General features: G+C 73.7%; 15 protein-coding genes. 11 read left to right on the top strand and 4 right to left on the bottom strand.

Annotated features, from left to right (window positions below; all coding sequences use genetic code 11):
- Nucleotides 1-10 precede the first annotated feature (10 nt).
- The 6 genes from gatC to ACGFXC_RS17010 all read left to right on the top strand — a co-directional run bounded on the left by gatC (nucleotide 11) and on the right by ACGFXC_RS17010 (nucleotide 5,068).
- A complete protein-coding gene (gatC, locus tag ACGFXC_RS17035) occupies nucleotides 11-307 on the top strand; it encodes an Asp-tRNA(Asn)/Glu-tRNA(Gln) amidotransferase subunit GatC (RefSeq protein ID WP_007266718.1) in 297 nt (98 codons plus the stop codon).
- A gap of 5 nt (nucleotides 308-312) precedes the next feature.
- Nucleotides 313-1,806: an Asp-tRNA(Asn)/Glu-tRNA(Gln) amidotransferase subunit GatA gene (gene gatA / locus ACGFXC_RS17030; protein WP_393713478.1), complete on the top strand. Its 1,494-nt coding sequence runs from the start codon at nucleotides 313-315 to the stop codon at nucleotides 1,804-1,806.
- On the top strand, nucleotides 1,803-2,048 hold the full coding sequence (locus tag ACGFXC_RS17025; protein ID WP_393713477.1) for a hypothetical protein: 246 nt from the start codon (nucleotides 1,803-1,805) through the stop codon (nucleotides 2,046-2,048). Before gatA ends, ACGFXC_RS17025 begins: the two co-directional genes overlap by 4 nt.
- Before the next feature lie 36 nt (nucleotides 2,049-2,084).
- The gene (gene gatB, locus ACGFXC_RS17020; protein ID WP_393713799.1) at nucleotides 2,085-3,578 is read left to right on the top strand and encodes an Asp-tRNA(Asn)/Glu-tRNA(Gln) amidotransferase subunit GatB; all 1,494 of its coding nucleotides are present in this window, start codon (nucleotides 2,085-2,087) and stop codon (nucleotides 3,576-3,578) included.
- Nucleotides 3,579-3,728: 150 nt separating this feature from the next.
- Nucleotides 3,729-4,241 (top strand): hypothetical protein, encoded by a 513-nt coding sequence (locus ACGFXC_RS17015; protein ID WP_393713475.1) that lies wholly within the window; start codon nucleotides 3,729-3,731, stop codon nucleotides 4,239-4,241.
- A 92-nt stretch (nucleotides 4,242-4,333) separates the two neighbouring features.
- Nucleotides 4,334-5,068 carry a siderophore-interacting protein gene (locus tag ACGFXC_RS17010; protein ID WP_393713473.1) on the top strand — a complete coding sequence of 245 codons (735 nt, stop codon included), beginning with the start codon at nucleotides 4,334-4,336 and terminating at the stop codon, nucleotides 5,066-5,068.
- A gap of 26 nt (nucleotides 5,069-5,094) precedes the next feature.
- Here ACGFXC_RS17010 and ACGFXC_RS17005 read toward each other — a convergent pair whose 3' ends face one another.
- Nucleotides 5,095-5,904: a GNAT family N-acetyltransferase gene (locus tag ACGFXC_RS17005; RefSeq protein WP_393713797.1), complete on the bottom strand. Its 810-nt coding sequence runs from the start codon at nucleotides 5,902-5,904 to the stop codon at nucleotides 5,095-5,097.
- Between the two features lie 60 nt (nucleotides 5,905-5,964).
- On the opposite strand from ACGFXC_RS17005, the gene ACGFXC_RS17000 reads away from it, so the two are divergent.
- The 5 genes from ACGFXC_RS17000 to ACGFXC_RS16980 all read left to right on the top strand — a co-directional run bounded on the left by ACGFXC_RS17000 (nucleotide 5,965) and on the right by ACGFXC_RS16980 (nucleotide 12,973).
- A complete protein-coding gene (locus ACGFXC_RS17000) occupies nucleotides 5,965-6,360 on the top strand; it encodes a signal peptidase I (RefSeq protein ID WP_393713471.1) in 396 nt (131 codons plus the stop codon).
- Between the two features lie 251 nt (nucleotides 6,361-6,611).
- Nucleotides 6,612-8,843 carry an MMPL family transporter gene (locus ACGFXC_RS16995; protein ID WP_393713469.1) on the top strand — a complete coding sequence of 744 codons (2,232 nt, stop codon included), beginning with the start codon at nucleotides 6,612-6,614 and terminating at the stop codon, nucleotides 8,841-8,843.
- A gap of 56 nt (nucleotides 8,844-8,899) precedes the next feature.
- Nucleotides 8,900-9,484 carry a hypothetical protein gene (locus ACGFXC_RS16990; RefSeq protein WP_393713467.1) on the top strand — a complete coding sequence of 195 codons (585 nt, stop codon included), beginning with the start codon at nucleotides 8,900-8,902 and terminating at the stop codon, nucleotides 9,482-9,484.
- Between the two features lie 188 nt (nucleotides 9,485-9,672).
- Nucleotides 9,673-9,840 carry a hypothetical protein gene (locus ACGFXC_RS16985; protein WP_393713465.1) on the top strand — a complete coding sequence of 56 codons (168 nt, stop codon included), beginning with the start codon at nucleotides 9,673-9,675 and terminating at the stop codon, nucleotides 9,838-9,840.
- A gap of 79 nt (nucleotides 9,841-9,919) precedes the next feature.
- On the top strand, nucleotides 9,920-12,973 hold the full coding sequence (locus ACGFXC_RS16980) for an AAA family ATPase (RefSeq protein ID WP_393713463.1): 3,054 nt from the start codon (nucleotides 9,920-9,922) through the stop codon (nucleotides 12,971-12,973).
- Nucleotides 12,974-13,060: 87 nt separating this feature from the next.
- Here ACGFXC_RS16980 and ACGFXC_RS16975 read toward each other — a convergent pair whose 3' ends face one another.
- The 3 genes from ACGFXC_RS16975 to ACGFXC_RS16965 form a co-directional block, all read right to left on the bottom strand.
- The gene (locus ACGFXC_RS16975; protein ID WP_393713795.1) at nucleotides 13,061-13,222 is read right to left on the bottom strand and encodes a DUF6191 domain-containing protein; all 162 of its coding nucleotides are present in this window, start codon (nucleotides 13,220-13,222) and stop codon (nucleotides 13,061-13,063) included.
- Nucleotides 13,223-13,274: 52 nt separating this feature from the next.
- A complete protein-coding gene (locus tag ACGFXC_RS16970; RefSeq protein WP_393713461.1) occupies nucleotides 13,275-14,522 on the bottom strand; it encodes a PQQ-dependent sugar dehydrogenase in 1,248 nt (415 codons plus the stop codon).
- A 176-nt stretch (nucleotides 14,523-14,698) separates the two neighbouring features.
- Nucleotides 14,699-15,706 (bottom strand): aldo/keto reductase, encoded by a 1,008-nt coding sequence (locus tag ACGFXC_RS16965; protein WP_393713459.1) that lies wholly within the window; start codon nucleotides 15,704-15,706, stop codon nucleotides 14,699-14,701.
- Between the last annotated feature and the right edge of the window lie 65 nt (nucleotides 15,707-15,771).

Raw genomic sequence — 15,771 nt, 5'->3', positions numbered from 1 at the left:
GGATCGCTGCATGCCTGGCATCACGCGCGAGGAGGTCGCCCACCTCGCTCGGCTGGCACGTCTGGAGCTGAAGAGCGAAGAGCTCGACCACTTCGCTGGACAGCTCGACGACATCATCGGCGCGGTCGCCCGCGTTTCCGAGGTCGCCGACCAAGACGTTCCGCCGACCTCCCACCCGCTGCCGCTGACGAACGTCATGCGCGCCGACGAGGTCCGTCCGTCGCTCACCCCCGAGCAGGCGCTTTCCGGCGCTCCCGCCCAGGAGCAGCAGCGTTTCAAGGTGCCGCAGATCCTGGGGGAGGACTAACAGCCATGACCGACATCATCAAGCTCACGGCGGCCCAGACCGCCGAGAAGATCGCCTCCGGCGAGCTCACGGCCGTCGAGGTCACCGAGGCCCACCTGGCCCGCATCGACGCGACCGACGAGAAGGTGCACGCCTTCCTGCACGTGGACCGCGAGGGCGCCCTCGCGCAGGCCCGCGCCGTCGACGCCAAGAAGGCCGCCGGCCAGAAGCTCGGCCCGCTGGCCGGCGTCCCGCTCGCGCTGAAGGACATCTTCACCACCATCGGGGTCCCGACCACCGTCGGTTCGAAGATCCTCGAAGGCTGGATCCCGCCCTACGACGCCACCCTGACGCGCAAGCTGAAGGAAGCCGACGTCGTCATCCTCGGCAAGACCAACATGGACGAGTTCGCCATGGGGTCCTCGACCGAGAACAGCGCCTACGGCCCGACCGGCAACCCTTGGGACCTCACCCGGATCCCCGGCGGCTCCGGCGGCGGCAGCGCCGCGGCCCTCGCCGCCTTCCAGGCCCCCCTCGCCATCGGCACGGACACCGGCGGTTCCATCCGCCAGCCCGCCGCCGTCACCGGCACCGTCGGCGTCAAGCCCACGTACGGCGGGGTCTCCCGCTACGGCATGGTCGCCTTCTCCTCCTCCCTCGACCAGGGCGGCCCCTGCGCCCGTACGGTCCTGGACGCGGCCCTCCTGCACGAGGTCATCGCCGGCCACGACCCGCTCGACTCCACCTCCATCGACGCCCCGGTCCCGCCGGTCGTCGAGGCCGCCCGCAACGGCTCCGTCGCGGGCATGCGCGTCGGTGTGGTCAAGCAGTTCGCCGGCGAGGGCTACCAGGCCGGTGTCGTCCAGCGCTTCAACGAGTCGGTGGAGCTCCTCAAGGAGCTCGGCGCCGAGATCGTCGAGCTGGACTGCCCGTCCTTCGACCTCGCGATGGCCGCGTACTACCTGATCGCGCCGTCCGAGTGCTCCTCGAACCTGGCCCGCTTCGACGCCATGCGCTACGGCCTGCGCGTCGGCGACGACGGCACCCGCTCCGCCGAGGACGTCACCGCCCTGACCCGCGAAGCCGGATTCGGCGACGAGGTCAAGCGCCGCGTCATCCTCGGCACGTACGCGCTCAGCTCCGGCTACTACGACGCGTACTACGGCTCCGCGCAGAAGGTCCGCACGCTCATCACGCAGGACTTCGAGAAGTCCTTCGAGAAGGTCGACGTGATCGTCTCCCCGACGACCCCGACCACCGCCTTCCCGATCGGCGAGCGCAGTGACGACCCCCTGGCGATGTACCTCGCGGACCTGTGCACCATCCCGACCAACCTGGCCGGCAACTCCGCCATGTCGCTGCCCTGCGGCCTGGCACCGGAGGACGGTCTGCCGGTCGGGCTCCAGATCATCGCCCCGGCGATGAAGGACGACCGGCTCTACAAGGTCGGTGCCGCCGTCGAGGCCGCCTTCGTCGCGCGCTGGGGTCACCCGCTGCTTGAGGAGGCACCGTCGCTGTGAGCACCAGTGCACTGTCCAAGGCCAAGGGCTTCAAGAAGTCCAAGTCCGGTACCTACCTGTCGATCGGCACCACCGCCTTCGGCGCCATCAGCGTGATCAAGCAGGCCCGCAGGGCCCGCACCGACCACGACACGCTGAAGCTGATCGACGCCGTCGTGTCCGCCGCCGCCATCGCCACCGGCCTCGCGATCCTGTACCGCGAGCTGAAGCGCCTGGGCGACGACGACGTCCTGCTGGGCTGAGAGGGAAGTTTCACCGTGAGCACCTACACCGAACTGATGTCGTACGAGGACGCCCTCGCGTCGTACGACCCCGTCATGGGCCTGGAGGTCCATGTCGAGCTCGGCACCAAGACCAAGATGTTCTGCGGCTGTTCCACCGAGCTGGGCGCCGAGCCCAACTCGCAGACCTGCCCGACCTGCCTCGGTCTGCCCGGCTCCCTCCCGGTCGTCAACGCGATCGGCGTCGAGTCCGCCATCAAGATCGGTCTCGCACTGAACTGCGAGATCGCCGAGTGGTGCCGCTTCGCCCGGAAGAACTACTTCTATCCGGACATGCCGAAGAACTTCCAGACCTCCCAGTACGACGAGCCGATCGCCTTCAACGGCTTCCTCGACGTGCAGCTGGAGGACGGCGAGATCTTCCGCGTGGAGATCGAGCGCGCCCACATGGAGGAGGACACCGGCAAGTCGCTGCACGTCGGCGGCGCCACCGGCCGCATCCACGGCGCCTCCCACTCCCTGCTGGACTACAACCGCGCCGGCATCCCGCTCATCGAGATCGTCACCAAGCCCATCGAGGGTGCGGGGTCGCGGGCTCCGGAGGTCGCCAAGGCGTACGTCGCCGAGCTGCGCGAGGTCATCAAGGCGCTCGGCGTCTCCGAGGCCCGCATGGACAAGGGCCAGATGCGCTGCGACGTGAACCTGTCGCTGCGCCCGACCCCCGAGTCCGCGTTCGGCACCCGCAGCGAGACGAAGAACGTCAACTCGCTGCGGTCCGTAGAGCGCGCGGCCCGCTTCGAGATCCAGCGCCACGCGGCGGTGCTCTCCTCGGGCGGCTCGATCGTGCAGGAGACCCGGCACTTCCATGAGGAGGACGGCTCCACCACGGCCGGCCGCATCAAGGACAACGCCGAGGACTACCGCTACTTCCCGGAGCCGGACCTGGTCCCCGTGGCCCCGGCCCGCGCCTGGGTCGAGGAGCTGCGCGGCGGTCTGCCCGAGATGCCGCGCGTGCGCCGCAACCGGCTCCTCCAGGAGTGGGGCGTCACCGAGCACGACATGCAGTCGATCCTCAACGCGGGCGCGGTGGACTCCATCGTCGCCACCATCGAGGCGGGCGCCGACTCGACGGCCGCGCGCAAGTGGTGGATGGGCGAGCTGGCCCGCAACGCGAACGAGCAGGGCGTCGTCGTCGACGAGCTGCCCATCACGCCCGTCCAGGTCGCGCGCGTCGCGGCCCTGGTGGCGGCCGGTGAGCTCAACGACAAGCTGGCCCGCCAGGTCCTGGAGGGCGTCCTCGCCGGCGAGGGCACCCCGGACGAGGTCGTCGACAAGCGCGGCCTGAAGGTCGTCTCGGACGAGGGTGCGCTGGGCGCGGCCGTGGACGAGGCCATCGCGGGCAACGCGGCCATCGCCGACAAGATCCGCGGCGGCAAGGTCGCCGCCGTCGGCGCCCTGGTCGGCGCGGTCATGAAGACCACCCGCGGCCAGGCCGACGCCGCGCGCGTCAAGGAGCTCATCCTGGAGCGGCTCGGGGTCTCCGAGGGCTGATCCGCCGCCACCTCCCGGCCGTGCAGCGGCCCGCCCCGGACCCCCGGGGCGGGCCGCTCGCCGTTTCCGCTGACGGACGGCCCCCGTCGGATTACCTTGATCCATGTCGGTCCGGCGCGGGGCGGACGGGTTCGACGAGGGGGCGTGCGGGTGGAGATCGGGGCGATGGTCATCGCGATCGTGGGGGTGACGGGCACGCTGGGCGGGGCGCTGCTCACGCAGCGGGGCGCGGAGCGGGCGAAGCGCCGGGAGATCGAGCTCGTCCGGGGGCATGCGGAGGCCCGCGACGACCTGGCGCTGCGGCGCGGCTGTTACGCGGCCCTGAACCGGGACGCGCGCCAGTTCACCACGGCCCTCAACCACCACCTGCACGTGCTGCGGGAACGCTCCGCGGAGGAGGCCGACCGGGAGGCGCTCGACGCGGCGAAGAGCGCGCACCGGGACAGTTACTCCGAGGCGCAGATGATCGCGCCCGACGCGGTGCTGGAGTGCGCCGCCGCCGTCAACCGGGCCCTGAACTCCGTGTACGGGCAGGTCAAAGGCCTGGAGCGGGACGCCCCGGTGGCGGGCGAAGCGATGGTGGCCGCGTCCCGGGCCCAGCACGGCATCTGGGAGCAGACCCGCGCGATGCGGGCCGCCATGCGCGCGGACCTCGGGGTGTAGGGCGTCCGGCCGAAGTCGTTCCCGCATGCGGCCCCGCATCGGCATTTAGGTTAGGCTGCCCTAACTATAGGCCGGTGGGGGAAGGGGCGGACATGGCGGTCGGCAAGGGCTGGGAGGGCGTGGTCCTCAGGCTCATGAGGGGCAAGGACTTCACGTTCACCGTGACGGGGGTGGAGGACGTCACCGAGCACGTCCGGCGGATCCGCTTCACCGACGGCGGGCTGCTGGCGGCCGCCGGGGAGTCCCTGCACCCGACCATGTGGGTCCGCGCCTGGTTCGAGGGCGGGGCCCGGGCGCACCAGCGGGCCTACACCCTGGTCGATCCGGATCCGGCCACCGGGACCTTCGCCTTCGAGTTCGTCCTGCACGACGGGCTCGCCAGCCGGTGGGCCCGCGCGGCCCGGCCCGGCGACACCCTCGAAGCCACCGTCCAGGGCACGGGCTTCGACGCCCCCGCCCCGGAGCCGGAGCGGCTGCTCGTCATCGGCGACCCGGCCTCCCTGCCCGCGATCAATTCCCTGCTGGACGCCTACCCGCGGACCCCGGCCACCGTCTGGTTCGAGACGCAGCACCCCTCGGACGGGGAACTGCCCGTACGGGGCGGGGCGGCCCCGCGCGACGTACGGCGGGTGCCCCGCGGCGGCACCGCCCTGGCCGACCGGGTCAGGGCCGAACTGCCGGAGCTGCTCGGGGCGGACCGGGACGCGGCGTACGTCTGGCTGGCCTGCGACACCGCCACCACCCGCGCCCTCACGGCGTACCTCCGCAAGGACCTCGCCCTGCCCAGGCAGCGCGTGCACGGACTGGGGTACTGGCGCCCGTCCTGAGCGGCGGCCGCCCCGGCGCGGCCCGGTCAGGCGGGCGCGGACCGCAGGTAGGGGGTCGTCACGCCGAGGACGCCGAAGCCCAGCCGCTCCAGGATCGGGCGGCTGTCGTCCGAGGCGTCCACCTGGAGGTACGGGATGCCGCGGGCCGCGGCCACCCGGGCGCGGTGGGCCACCAGCAGGCGGTAGATGCCCCGGCCGCGCCACTCGGGGTCGGTACCGCCGCCCCACAGGCCGGCGAAGGGGCTGCCCGGCCGCATCTCCATCCGCGCCGCGCTCACCGGAACCTCCCCGGCCATCGCCAGCACGGCCTCGATCGTGTCGGGCTCGTCCCGCAGCAGGGTGAGCAGTTGCTCCCGGATCCGGGGCCGGTGCGTGCCGAAGGCCCGGTGGTGGACCTCCATCATCAGCTCCACCCCGGCCTCGTCGGTGACCACCCGCAGGGTGATCCCCTCCGGCGGTTCGACGGCGAGCTCGGCGAGTTCGGCCGTACGGGCCACCAGCAGCGTCTCCGGCGGCTCCGGCACGAAGCCCGCCGCCCGCAGCCGCTCCCCGAGATCGGCCGGCCGGTCGTGGGAGTACAGCTTCCACTCGAACTCGCCGCCGCCCTCCCGCGGCGGGCGGGAGCCGAAGTACGCCACCTGCGCCGCGATCTCCGCGTCCGCCGTGGCCTCGTCGAGGTCCGACCACAGCACGCCGTTCCAGCCGAGCGCGGGCGCGCTCTGCCGGACCACCCCGCCCACCCGTTCCACCCGCGCCCGCGGCGCGTCGGGCGCGGCATCGCGCCGCATCCGCGCGTCGTAGAGGTCGCGCACCTTCAGCAGTTCACTCGCATCCATCGTCATCGGAGCAGCTCACCAGGTTCGGACCGGGTGCGCCAACTGCATTAGCCTCGCCCCGTGAACGACGAAACCGCCATCTACACCGGCCGGGCCGCCCCGGACGCCGCCGCCGACCGGGGCTGGCTCCTGGGACACTTCAAAGAACCCGGCGACCCCCGGCACAGCGAGGACGTCGAGATCAAATGGGGCGTCCACCCCCGCGGCGACGAACGCGCCCGGTGGGTCACCGGCGAGCGGCGCACCGCCCTCCAGGTCCTCATCAGCGGCCGGTTCCGGCTGGAGTTCCCCGGCCGGACCGTGGTCCTCGCGGAGCAGGGGGACTACGTGGTCTGGGGGCGCGGCGTCGACCACTCCTGGTACGCCGAGGAGGACTCGGTCGTCCTCACGGTGCGGTGGCCCTCGGTCCCCGGCTACCGGGCCGATCCCCCGACCTCGGTCCCGCCCGCCGGCTGACCAAGGTCCCGCGCCGCCCCCGCGGCCTGTGACGATGCACACGAAACGGGCCAACGATCACCAAACGCTGAGATCGTCTGACCGAGGTGTAGACCACCCCCGCCCCACCGCACCTCGCCGCACCCCCTCGCGCCCCCGCGCGTCCGGCCGTTCACCCACGCACCGGAACCGTCGGGTCCGCGCGACCGTTCAAGCGTCCTTCGCGTCGGGCCGTACCCCGGTGAGATGCGCACCACCAGGGAGCACGTCCGTTGGCAGCAATCGCGCGGTGGTGCATGCGGCACCGTCTGCTCACCGTTCTGATCTGGCTGCTCACCCTCGGCGCGAGCGCCGCGGCCGCCGGCGCGGCCGGGACCGCGTTCTCCAACGACTACGAGGTCCCCGGCACCGAATCCGCCCGGGCCCACGCCCTCCTGCGCGAGGGCTTCCACGGCCGGGGCGGCGACACCGACACCGTCGTGTGGCGGACCCCGGACCACCAGAGCGTGCGCGCACCGGACGTCGAACGGCGCATGACCCGGGCCCTGGAGACCATCGCCGCCCTCCCCGGCGTCGGATCGGTCGCCGGCCCCTACGGACCGGACCCCGCGGCCGCCGCGCAGATCAGCCCCGACGGGCGCACCGCCTACGCCGTGGTCACCTTCGACCGGCAGGCCGACTCCGTGCCCACGCCCCAGGCCAGGGCCGTGGTGGACGCGGCCCGCAACGACACCACCCGCGCCGACGGCCTCCAGGTGGAACTCGGCGGCCGGGCCGTCGGGCTCACCGAGGCACCCAGCCCGCACCTCGCCGAGGTCATCGGCGTCGCCATCGCCGCCGTGGTCCTCTTCCTCGCCTTCGGCTCGCTCGCCGCGAGCCTGCTGCCCATCGCGACGGCCCTGGTGAGCGTCGGCAGCGCCTACTTCGGGATCACCCTCCTCGGGCACGCCATGCCCGTCGCCGACTTCGCGCCGATGCTCGGCACCCTCGTCGGGCTCGGCGTCGGCATCGACTACGCCCTGTTCATCGTCACCCGGCACCGCAAGGGGCTGACGGGCGGTCTCACCGTCGCCGACGCCGCCGAGCGCGCCGTCGCCACCACCGGCCGGGCCGTCGTCTTCGCCGGGGCCACCGTCTGCATCGCCCTGCTCGGCATGCTGGTGCTGCGGCTGAACTTCCTCGACGGGGTCGCGCTGGCCGCGTCCCTCACGGTCGTCCTGACCGTCGCCGCCTCCGTCACCCTGCTGCCCGCCCTCCTCTCCTGCATCGGGCCGCGGGCCCTGTCGCGCCGCGAACGCCGCAGGCTCGCCGCCGAGGGCCCCCGGCCCGGGACGCCCACCGGGTTCGCCGCCCGCTGGTCCGCCTTCGTCGAACGCCACCCCAAACCGCTCGGACTGCTCGCCGCCCTCCTCATGGCGGTCCTCGCGCTGCCCACCCTCTCGCTCCACCTGGGCACCTCGGACCAGGGCAACAATCCGGCCGGATCCACCACGCGCAAGGCGTACGACCTGCTGGCCGAGGGGTTCGGGCCCGGTACGAACGGCCCGCTCACCGTCGTGGCCCGGCTCGGCGGGGCCGCGGACCACGTCGCCGTGGACCGGCTCGCCGAGGCCGTGCGCGCCACCGAGGGCGTCGCCTCCGCGGGCCCCGCCGTCTTCAACCGCAGCGGGGACACCGCCGTGCTGACGGTCGTGCCCCGCTCCGCCCCGCAGTCCCGGGCGACGAGCGAACTGGTCGACACCCTGCGCCGGGACGTCATCCCGCGCGCCGGGGAGGGCAACTCGATGCGGGCCCACGTGGGCGGGGTGACGGCCGGCTACGACGACTTCGCCGAGGTGATCGTCGGGAAGCTGCCGCTGTTCGTGGGCGTGGTCATCTCGCTGGGCTGCGTCCTGCTGCTCCTGGCCTTCCGCTCGCTGGGCATCCCGCTCAAGGCGGCCGCCATGAACGTCGCGGCCGTCGCCTCCTCCTTCGGCGTCGTCGTCGCCGTCTTCCAATGGGGCTGGGGGAGCGAGCTCATGGGCCTCGGCAGCGCGGGCCCGATCGAACCCTTCCTCCCGGTGATCATGGTGTCCGTGCTGTTCGGACTCTCCATGGACTACCAGGTCTTCCTGGTCAGCCGGATGTACGAGGAGTGGCTGGAGACCGGCGACAACCGGCGGGCCGTGCGCGTGGGACTCGCCGAGACCAGCCGCGTCATCAACTCGGCGGCCGTGATCATGATCTCGGTCTTCCTCGCCTTCGTGCTCAGCGGCGACCGGCTCATCGCGATGTTCGGCATCGCGCTCGCCGTCGCCGTCGCCCTCGACGCCTTCGTCCTGCGCACCCTCCTCGTCCCCGCCCTCATGCACCTGCTCGGCGGGGCGAACTGGTGGATCCCCCGCTGGCTGGACCGCCGGCTGCCCCGCATCAGCATCGAGCCGCCCGAAGGCCGCCCCCGCGCGAAGCTTCCGGCGCCGCGGCCGGACGCCGACCGCGAACGGGCGGCCCCCGCGTCCCGCTGACGGGCGGGGCGGGCCTTCTCAGGAACCTCTCAGAAACGCCGCCTACCGTGCCCGGCATGGACACCACGAAGACCGCCCCGACCGCCGCCGAGGCGGACACCGCCGAGGACAAGGCGGCACAGAACACCCCGGCCGACGCCGGTACCCCCGAGGCAGCCGCCCCCGGGACGTCCGTTGAGGACGCCCAGGTGGACGCGGACGCCGACGAGGACGTCGAGGACGCCGACCCGGCCGCCGCGCAGGGCTCGGGCGTCGGCTCCGCGGCCTCCGCCATCGTCGCCGCCGGTCTCGGTCTCGTCGCCCTCAGCGGCAGCTGGGTGTCCCGGGTGATCGCCGAGCGCCAGACGCTCATCGGCCAGATCGAGTCGGCCAACGCGACCACCGCCAAGGAGAAGATCGCCGCCCTGTACGGCGACGCCTGGCACATGACCGCCCTCGTCAACGGCGTCCTGGCCACCCTGGCCCTCCTCATCGCCGTCTTCGTCCTGGCCCGCCCCGCCTTCGGCGCCCCCGGCCGGGTCCTGCCCGTCTGGGTCCGCTCCGTCTCGTGGGCCGCCGTCGCCCTCGGCATCATCGGCGTCCTGGTCTTCGGCCTCATGTACTTCGACCTCCTCGTCGCCCTGCCCACGGCCGCCGAGTAGGCACCGCCTTAGCCGCCCCCGGCCCCGTACGGCCCCTCCCTAAGTCCCCCGAGGGGCCCCGGGCCGGGGACTAAGGCACCGCGCACCCCGCAGATGCGGCATGCGCCCCATGTGGCGGACCCCTCTGGGACGCGATTCTTGGATCACACCGAACGAGGTGCCCGAGAAACGCAACCAGGGAGTACGAGATGTTCGAGTACGAGATGGCCACCGCCCGCCGCGCCGACCTCATCCGCGAGGCCGAGCTGTTCCGGATGGCCAACGAGGCCAAGAAGGCCCGCGCCGCCTCCTCGCGCGGCCAGGAATCCGAAAGGCCGGTGAGGGCACACCGCAACCTCTTCACCCGCGCCGCGTAGCCCGCGCCGCGGACCGCGCGATCCGGCCGTGATGAGGAGCGCACCGATAACGGGTCCCGCCGAACCGCACTCGTGTGCGATGCTCGGCGACGTGGAGACCAGATCTGTCAGCCCGGTGTTCGTCGGCCGAGCCGACGAACTGGCCGTACTCGTGGACACCCTGACCCGTGCCGCCGGACAGGAGCCGCAGGCCCTGCTCGTCGGAGGAGAGGCCGGTGTCGGCAAGACCCGGCTGACCGAGGAGTTCCTCGGCGAAGCCGCCCGCCACGGCGCAGTGGTGGCCGTCGGAGGCTGTGTGGAGATCGGGGCGGAGGGCCTTCCCTTCGCCCCGTTCTCGACCGCCCTGCGCACCCTGCTGCGCCGGCTCCCCGAGGAACTCGCCGCCGCGGCCGCCGGCCAGGAGGACGAACTCGCCCGGATCCTGCCCGAACTCGGCGAGACCTCCCGGGGTCCCCACGACGAGGAGAGCACCGCCCGGCTCTTCGAGCTGACGGCCCGGATGCTGGAACGCCTCGCCGCCGACCGCACGGTCGTCCTCGTCCTCGAAGACCTGCACTGGGCGGACACCTCCACCCGCCACCTGCTCGCCTACCTCTTCCGCACCCTGGCCAGCGGCCGGCTCGTCCTCGTCGCCACCTACCGGGCCGACGACATCCACCGCCGCCACCCGCTGCGCCCCCTGCTCGCCGAACTCGACCGGCTGCGCACCGTCCAGCGGATCGAACTGCGCCGCTTCAACCGCGCCGAAGTGCGCCGCCAGCTCACCGGGATCCTCTCCGCGCAGCCCGAGGAGAGCTTCGTCGACTCCGTCTTCGACCGCTCCGACGGCAACGCCTTCTTCGTCGAGGAACTCGTCGCCTCCCGCGAGAGCGGCTGCCGCACCGGCCTCACCGAATCCCTGCGCGACCTGCTCCTCGTCCGCGTCGAGGTGCTCCCCGACGCCGCCCAGCGCGTGGTGCGCATCGTCGCCGAGGGCGGCTCCACCATCGAGTACGCCCTGCTGCGCGCCGTGGCCCAGCTCGGCGAGGACGAACTGATCGAGGCCCTGCGGGCCGCCGTCGGCGCCAACATCCTCCTCGCCACCTCCGACGGTGACGGCTACCGCTTCCGCCACTCCCTGGTCCGCGAAGCCGTCAGCGACGACCTGCTCCCCGGCGAACGCGCCCGCGTCAACCGGCGCTACGCCGAGGCCGTCGAGGCCGACGAGACGCTGGTCCGCGCCGAGGAACGGATCATCCGGCTCGCCAACTACTGGTACGCGGCGAACAGCCCCGCCAAGGCGCTGCCCGCCGTCCTCGCCGCCTCCGTCACCGCCCGCCGCCGGCACGCCTACTCCGAGCAGCTCACCCTGCTGGAGCGGGCCATGGACCTGTGGGACACCGCCCCCGACGAGGTCCGCGAGGCCCTGCGTCCGGCGGACTACACCGACGTGTACCCGCCCTGCGGCTGCGACCCGGCGACCACCCCCCTCCAGCGCCTCGACCTGCTCGCCGAGGCCACCGTCGCGGCCCGCTTCGGCGGCGAGCGCGAACGCGCGCTGAAGCTGGTCAAACTGGCCCTGCGGATCCTCGACGAGGACGGCTCCGACCCGCTGCGGGCCGCCTGGTTCTGGACCGAGCGCTCCCGGCTGGTCGCCAACCTCGCCCGCGGCGACGGCTGGGAGGAGATCGCCAGGGCGCAGGAACTGGTCAAGGGACTGCCCCCGTCCCAGGTGCACGCCGACGTCCTGGTCCGGGCCGCGGGCTGGGGCATGCTCCACAACCCCGGCCCCGACAACCTGGCCGCCGCCGAACGCGCCGTCGAGTACGCGCGGATGGTCGGCGCCGAGGAGACCGAACTGGGCGCCCGCATCACCCACGGCAGCCTCCTCGTCGACTCCGGCGACCCGGAGCGCGGCCTCGCCGAGATGCGGACGGTCATGCACCGCGCCGCCGAACTCGGCTTCATCCAGATGGCGGGGCGCGCGCACATCAACCTGAGCTCCCAGCTCGAAGCGATGGGCCGGTCCCAGGACGCGGTGGAACTGGCCGAACAGGGCATCCGGCTCGTCGCCAAGTCCCGGCTGCTGGACACCGAGGCCTGGCTCCGCGGCAACATGGCCGAGAGCCTGTACAGCCTCGGGCGCTGGGACGAGGCCGCGACGGAGGCCCGCCGCACCCTGCGCGACGGACAGGGCGCGCCCCCGCGCGGCATGGCCGCCGCCCGCCTGGTCTACCTGGCCCTGGCCCGCGGCGAACTGACCGAGGCCGCCCACCAGCTGGCCGCCGCCCACACCCACTTCGGCACCCACGACGCCCAGCCCCAGCACCGGCTGCCGCTCCACCGGCTGGCGATCGGCATCGCCGGGGCCGAGGGCCGGCTCTCCGACCTCCGGGCCGAGACCGCCGGGGCCGTCGCCCACGGATTCCCCCTCGGCCACCACCGCTACGCCTGGCCCCTGCTGCTGGCCTCCGCCTCCGCCGAGGCCGACGCCCTGGGACTGCCCGCCGCCGACGCCGGCCGGGAGGAGGCCGTGTCCCTGCTGCGCACGGCCGCCAGGGCCCTGCCCACCCCGGTGCCCGTGTGGGCCGCCCACGCCGAGTACCTCCGGGCCGAGCTGCTGCGCGCCGAGGGCCGCGACACCCCCGCCGACTGGGCCGGGGTCGAGGCCGCCATCCGCCCGCTCCAGCGCCCCCACCTGCTGGCCCGGGTCCGCCACCGCCTCGCCGAAGCCCTGCTGGCCTCCGGTGGTGACCGGGAGCAGGCCGCCGCCCTGCTCCGCGACGCCCACGCCGTCGCCGACCGGCTCGGCTGCCGCCGCCTGCGCGAGGACCTGGCCCTGCTCGCCCAGCGCGCCCGGCTCACGCTGACCCCGGACGACACCCGCCCGGAGCCTGCGGCCCAGGACACCGACCCCCTCGAAGCCCTGGGCCTGACCAGCCGCGAGCGGGACGTCCTGCGCCTGGTCGCCGTCGGCAGCACCAACCGCCGGATCGCGGAGGAACTCTTCATCTCGCCCAAGACGGCCAGCGTGCACGTCTCGAACATCCTGGCCAAGCTGGGCGTCGCCGGCCGGGGCGAAGCCGCGGCCCTGGCGCACCGGCTGCGCCTGTTCACCCCGCTCACCCCGGCCCCGTCGGCGGACCGCGGCTAGGCCGTCTCCTGCGGATCGTGCCGGGTGAAGCGGGCCGGGTGACGCGGGCCGGGCGGCATGGGTCGGGCGGGATCCGGCAGAGGAGGCCTAGGGAGCCCCGCCCTCCGGGCGTATGAGGACCGTGCCGGAGTCGAGGTCTATGGGGCCCCGCCCCGGATCGCCGTCGGTCACATCGGTCCGGGACAGCTCCAGCCGCTTCTGTTCCTCCCGGGTGTGCCGCCTACCCGGGCCGAACAGCTCCTGGATCATGTTGAACACCGCGCCCACCGTGCCTTTCCGCCCCCTCGGGGGCACGAGTCGCTCACTTCACCGTCAGGTTCAGGATCCTGTCGTCGCCCGGTTGCGGCGAGCCGCGCCCGTCCGTCTCGCTCGTGACCAGCAGCAGCTTGTCCCCGCCGAGCGGGACCACCGTGCGCAGCCGCCCGTACTTCCCCTGGAGGAAGGCCTCGGGCTCCGCCACCGGCACGGCCCCCTTCAGCGGGATCCGCCACAGCCGCTCGCCCTTCAGCCCGGCCATCCACACCGACCCCTGCGCCCAGGCGATCCCGCTCGGCGAGGCCTCGTCCGTCTTCCAGACCGCCACCGGATCGCGGAAACCCGCTCTGCCCGCCTTCCCCTCCGCCTCCGGCCAGCCGTAGTTGCCGCCCGGCTCGATCAGGTTCAGCTCGTCCCAGGTGTTCTGGCCGAATTCCGAGGCCCAGAGCCGCTTGTCGTCGTCCCAGGCCAGCCCCTGCACATTGCGGTGCCCGTACGAATAGACGACGGAGTCGGCCTCGGGATTGCCGTGCACCGGCTGCCCGTCCGGGGTCATCCGCAGGATCTTGCCGCCCAGCGACTTCTTGTCCTGGGCCAGCGCCTTGTCCCCGGTCTCCCCGGTACCGGCGTACAGCATCCGGTCCGGGCCGAAGGCGATCCGGCCGCCGTTGTGCACGACCCCCTTGGGAATGCCCCGCAGCACCGTGTCCGGGGCGCCCAGCTGCTGTCCCGGCGCGCGCTGCTCGTCGTAGCGCATCCGCGCGATGCGGTTGTCGGACTCGGTGGTGAAGTACGCGTACACCAGCCGGTCCGAGGCGAAGGAGGGGGACAGGGCCAGGCCCAGCAGTCCGCCCTCGCCGCCCGGCGCCACACCGGGCACCCTGCCGATCTCCGTCACCGCCCCGGTGTCCGTCCGGACCCTGCTGATGGTGCCCTTGTCCCGGGAGGCGACCAGCAGGTCCCCGCCCGGCAGCGGCGCCACGCCCCAGGGCGACTCCAGCCCCTTGGCCGCCTCGCCCGCCACCGACACCGAGCCCTGGGCCGGTGCCGCCGGCCGCTGCGCCGGGCCCGTCGCGCCCGGCGAGGACGCCCCCGCGGGCGGGGGTCCCGGTGGGGATCCGCCCGTACCCGCCGGCGCCCCTCCCGAGGCGGAACAGCCGGCCGTCAGCAGGGCCCCGCAGCCCGCCAGCGCGAACACCGCCAGCCCGCCCCGGCGCCGCGCCCGCCCACCTCCGTACCCCACCGCACCGACCGCCCCGTCCGCACCGTTGCCGGTCCCTCGTCCGTACCGCATGGCCGCACTCCCCTCAGGTCCTCAGGTCCTCCGGTCCCGCCTTCCACCCTTCTCAACATCGCGGGCCCGCCGTCGAGTTCCACCACTCGTACACCCGATCGAGTGGTTGTGCGGATCCGGCCGGGCCGTCCGCCGGTCCGGCCCCCACAGGTCCGGGCCCCCGGGCCCGGGACCCGTCAGTCCCAGGCCCCCACCGCCGCCGGCAGCGCCGCTATCTCGGCCAGCTCGGCGGCCGTGAGCCGCACCTCCGCCGCCCGGGCGTTCTCCGCCGCCCAGTGCGCCCGCTCCGCCCCCGGAACCGGCACCACGTGCGGCCCCTGGGCCAGCACCCAAGCCAGCGCCACCTGCGCCGCCGTGACCTCGGGCCCGCGGCGCCCCGCCACCCGCCGCAGCCCCGCCACGAGCACCTGGTTCGACGCCATGGCGTGCGCAGTGAACCGGGGATGGCGGGCCCGTACGTCGGCGTCCTCGAACCCCTGCCCCGGAGTCAGCGTCCCGGTCAGGAACCCGCTGCCGAGCGGCATCGCCGCCAGCACCCCGACCCCCCGGGCCGCACACCACGGCAGCAGCTGCCACGCCGCCTCCGGGGACCACACCGAAAGCTCCGCCTGCACCGCCGTCACCGGGAACACCTGCTGCACCCGCTCCAGCTGCCGCAGCGTCGAGCGGTAGCCGCGGTCCCCGCGCCGCCCCGCCCCCGGCCCGGCCGCCGCGCCCAGCGCGCAGAACCCGAGCGCCCGCACCTTGCCCGCGCCCACCAGCTCCGCCATCGCGCCCCAGGTCTCCTCGACGGGGACGTCCGGATCCACCCGGTGCAGCTGGTACAGGTCTATGACGTCGGTCCGCAGCCTGCGCAGCGAGGCGTCGCACGCCCGCCGCACGTACCCCGGCCGCCCGTCGGCCACCACGTGCTGCTCACCGGCGCGCAGCCCCACCTTCGCGGACACGAAGGCCTCCGCCCGCCGCTCCCGCAGCACGCGCCCGACCACCAGCTCGTTGGTGAAGGGCCCGTACAGATCGGCCGTGTCCAGCAGGCTGGCGCCCAGGTCCAGCGCCGTGTGCACGGTGCGCAGCGACTCCTCGCCCCGGCGGCGCGAGGGCGCGTAGGCCCAGCTCATCGGCATGCACCCGAGCCCGATGGCCCCGACCGTCAGCGGCCCCGCTCCGATCGCCCTGCGCTCCACCCCTGCGTCCCCCTCCCGCTCCGGACCTCAAACTAACGGCTCGATCCGGTTCCCTTCGCATAGCC

Origin of the sequence: Streptomyces sp. NPDC048507 (genome assembly GCF_043199995.1) — a bacterium.
Classification (GTDB): Bacteria; Actinomycetota; Actinomycetes; order Streptomycetales; family Streptomycetaceae; genus Streptomyces.
This window is presented reverse-complemented; position numbering and strand designations above follow the sequence as displayed.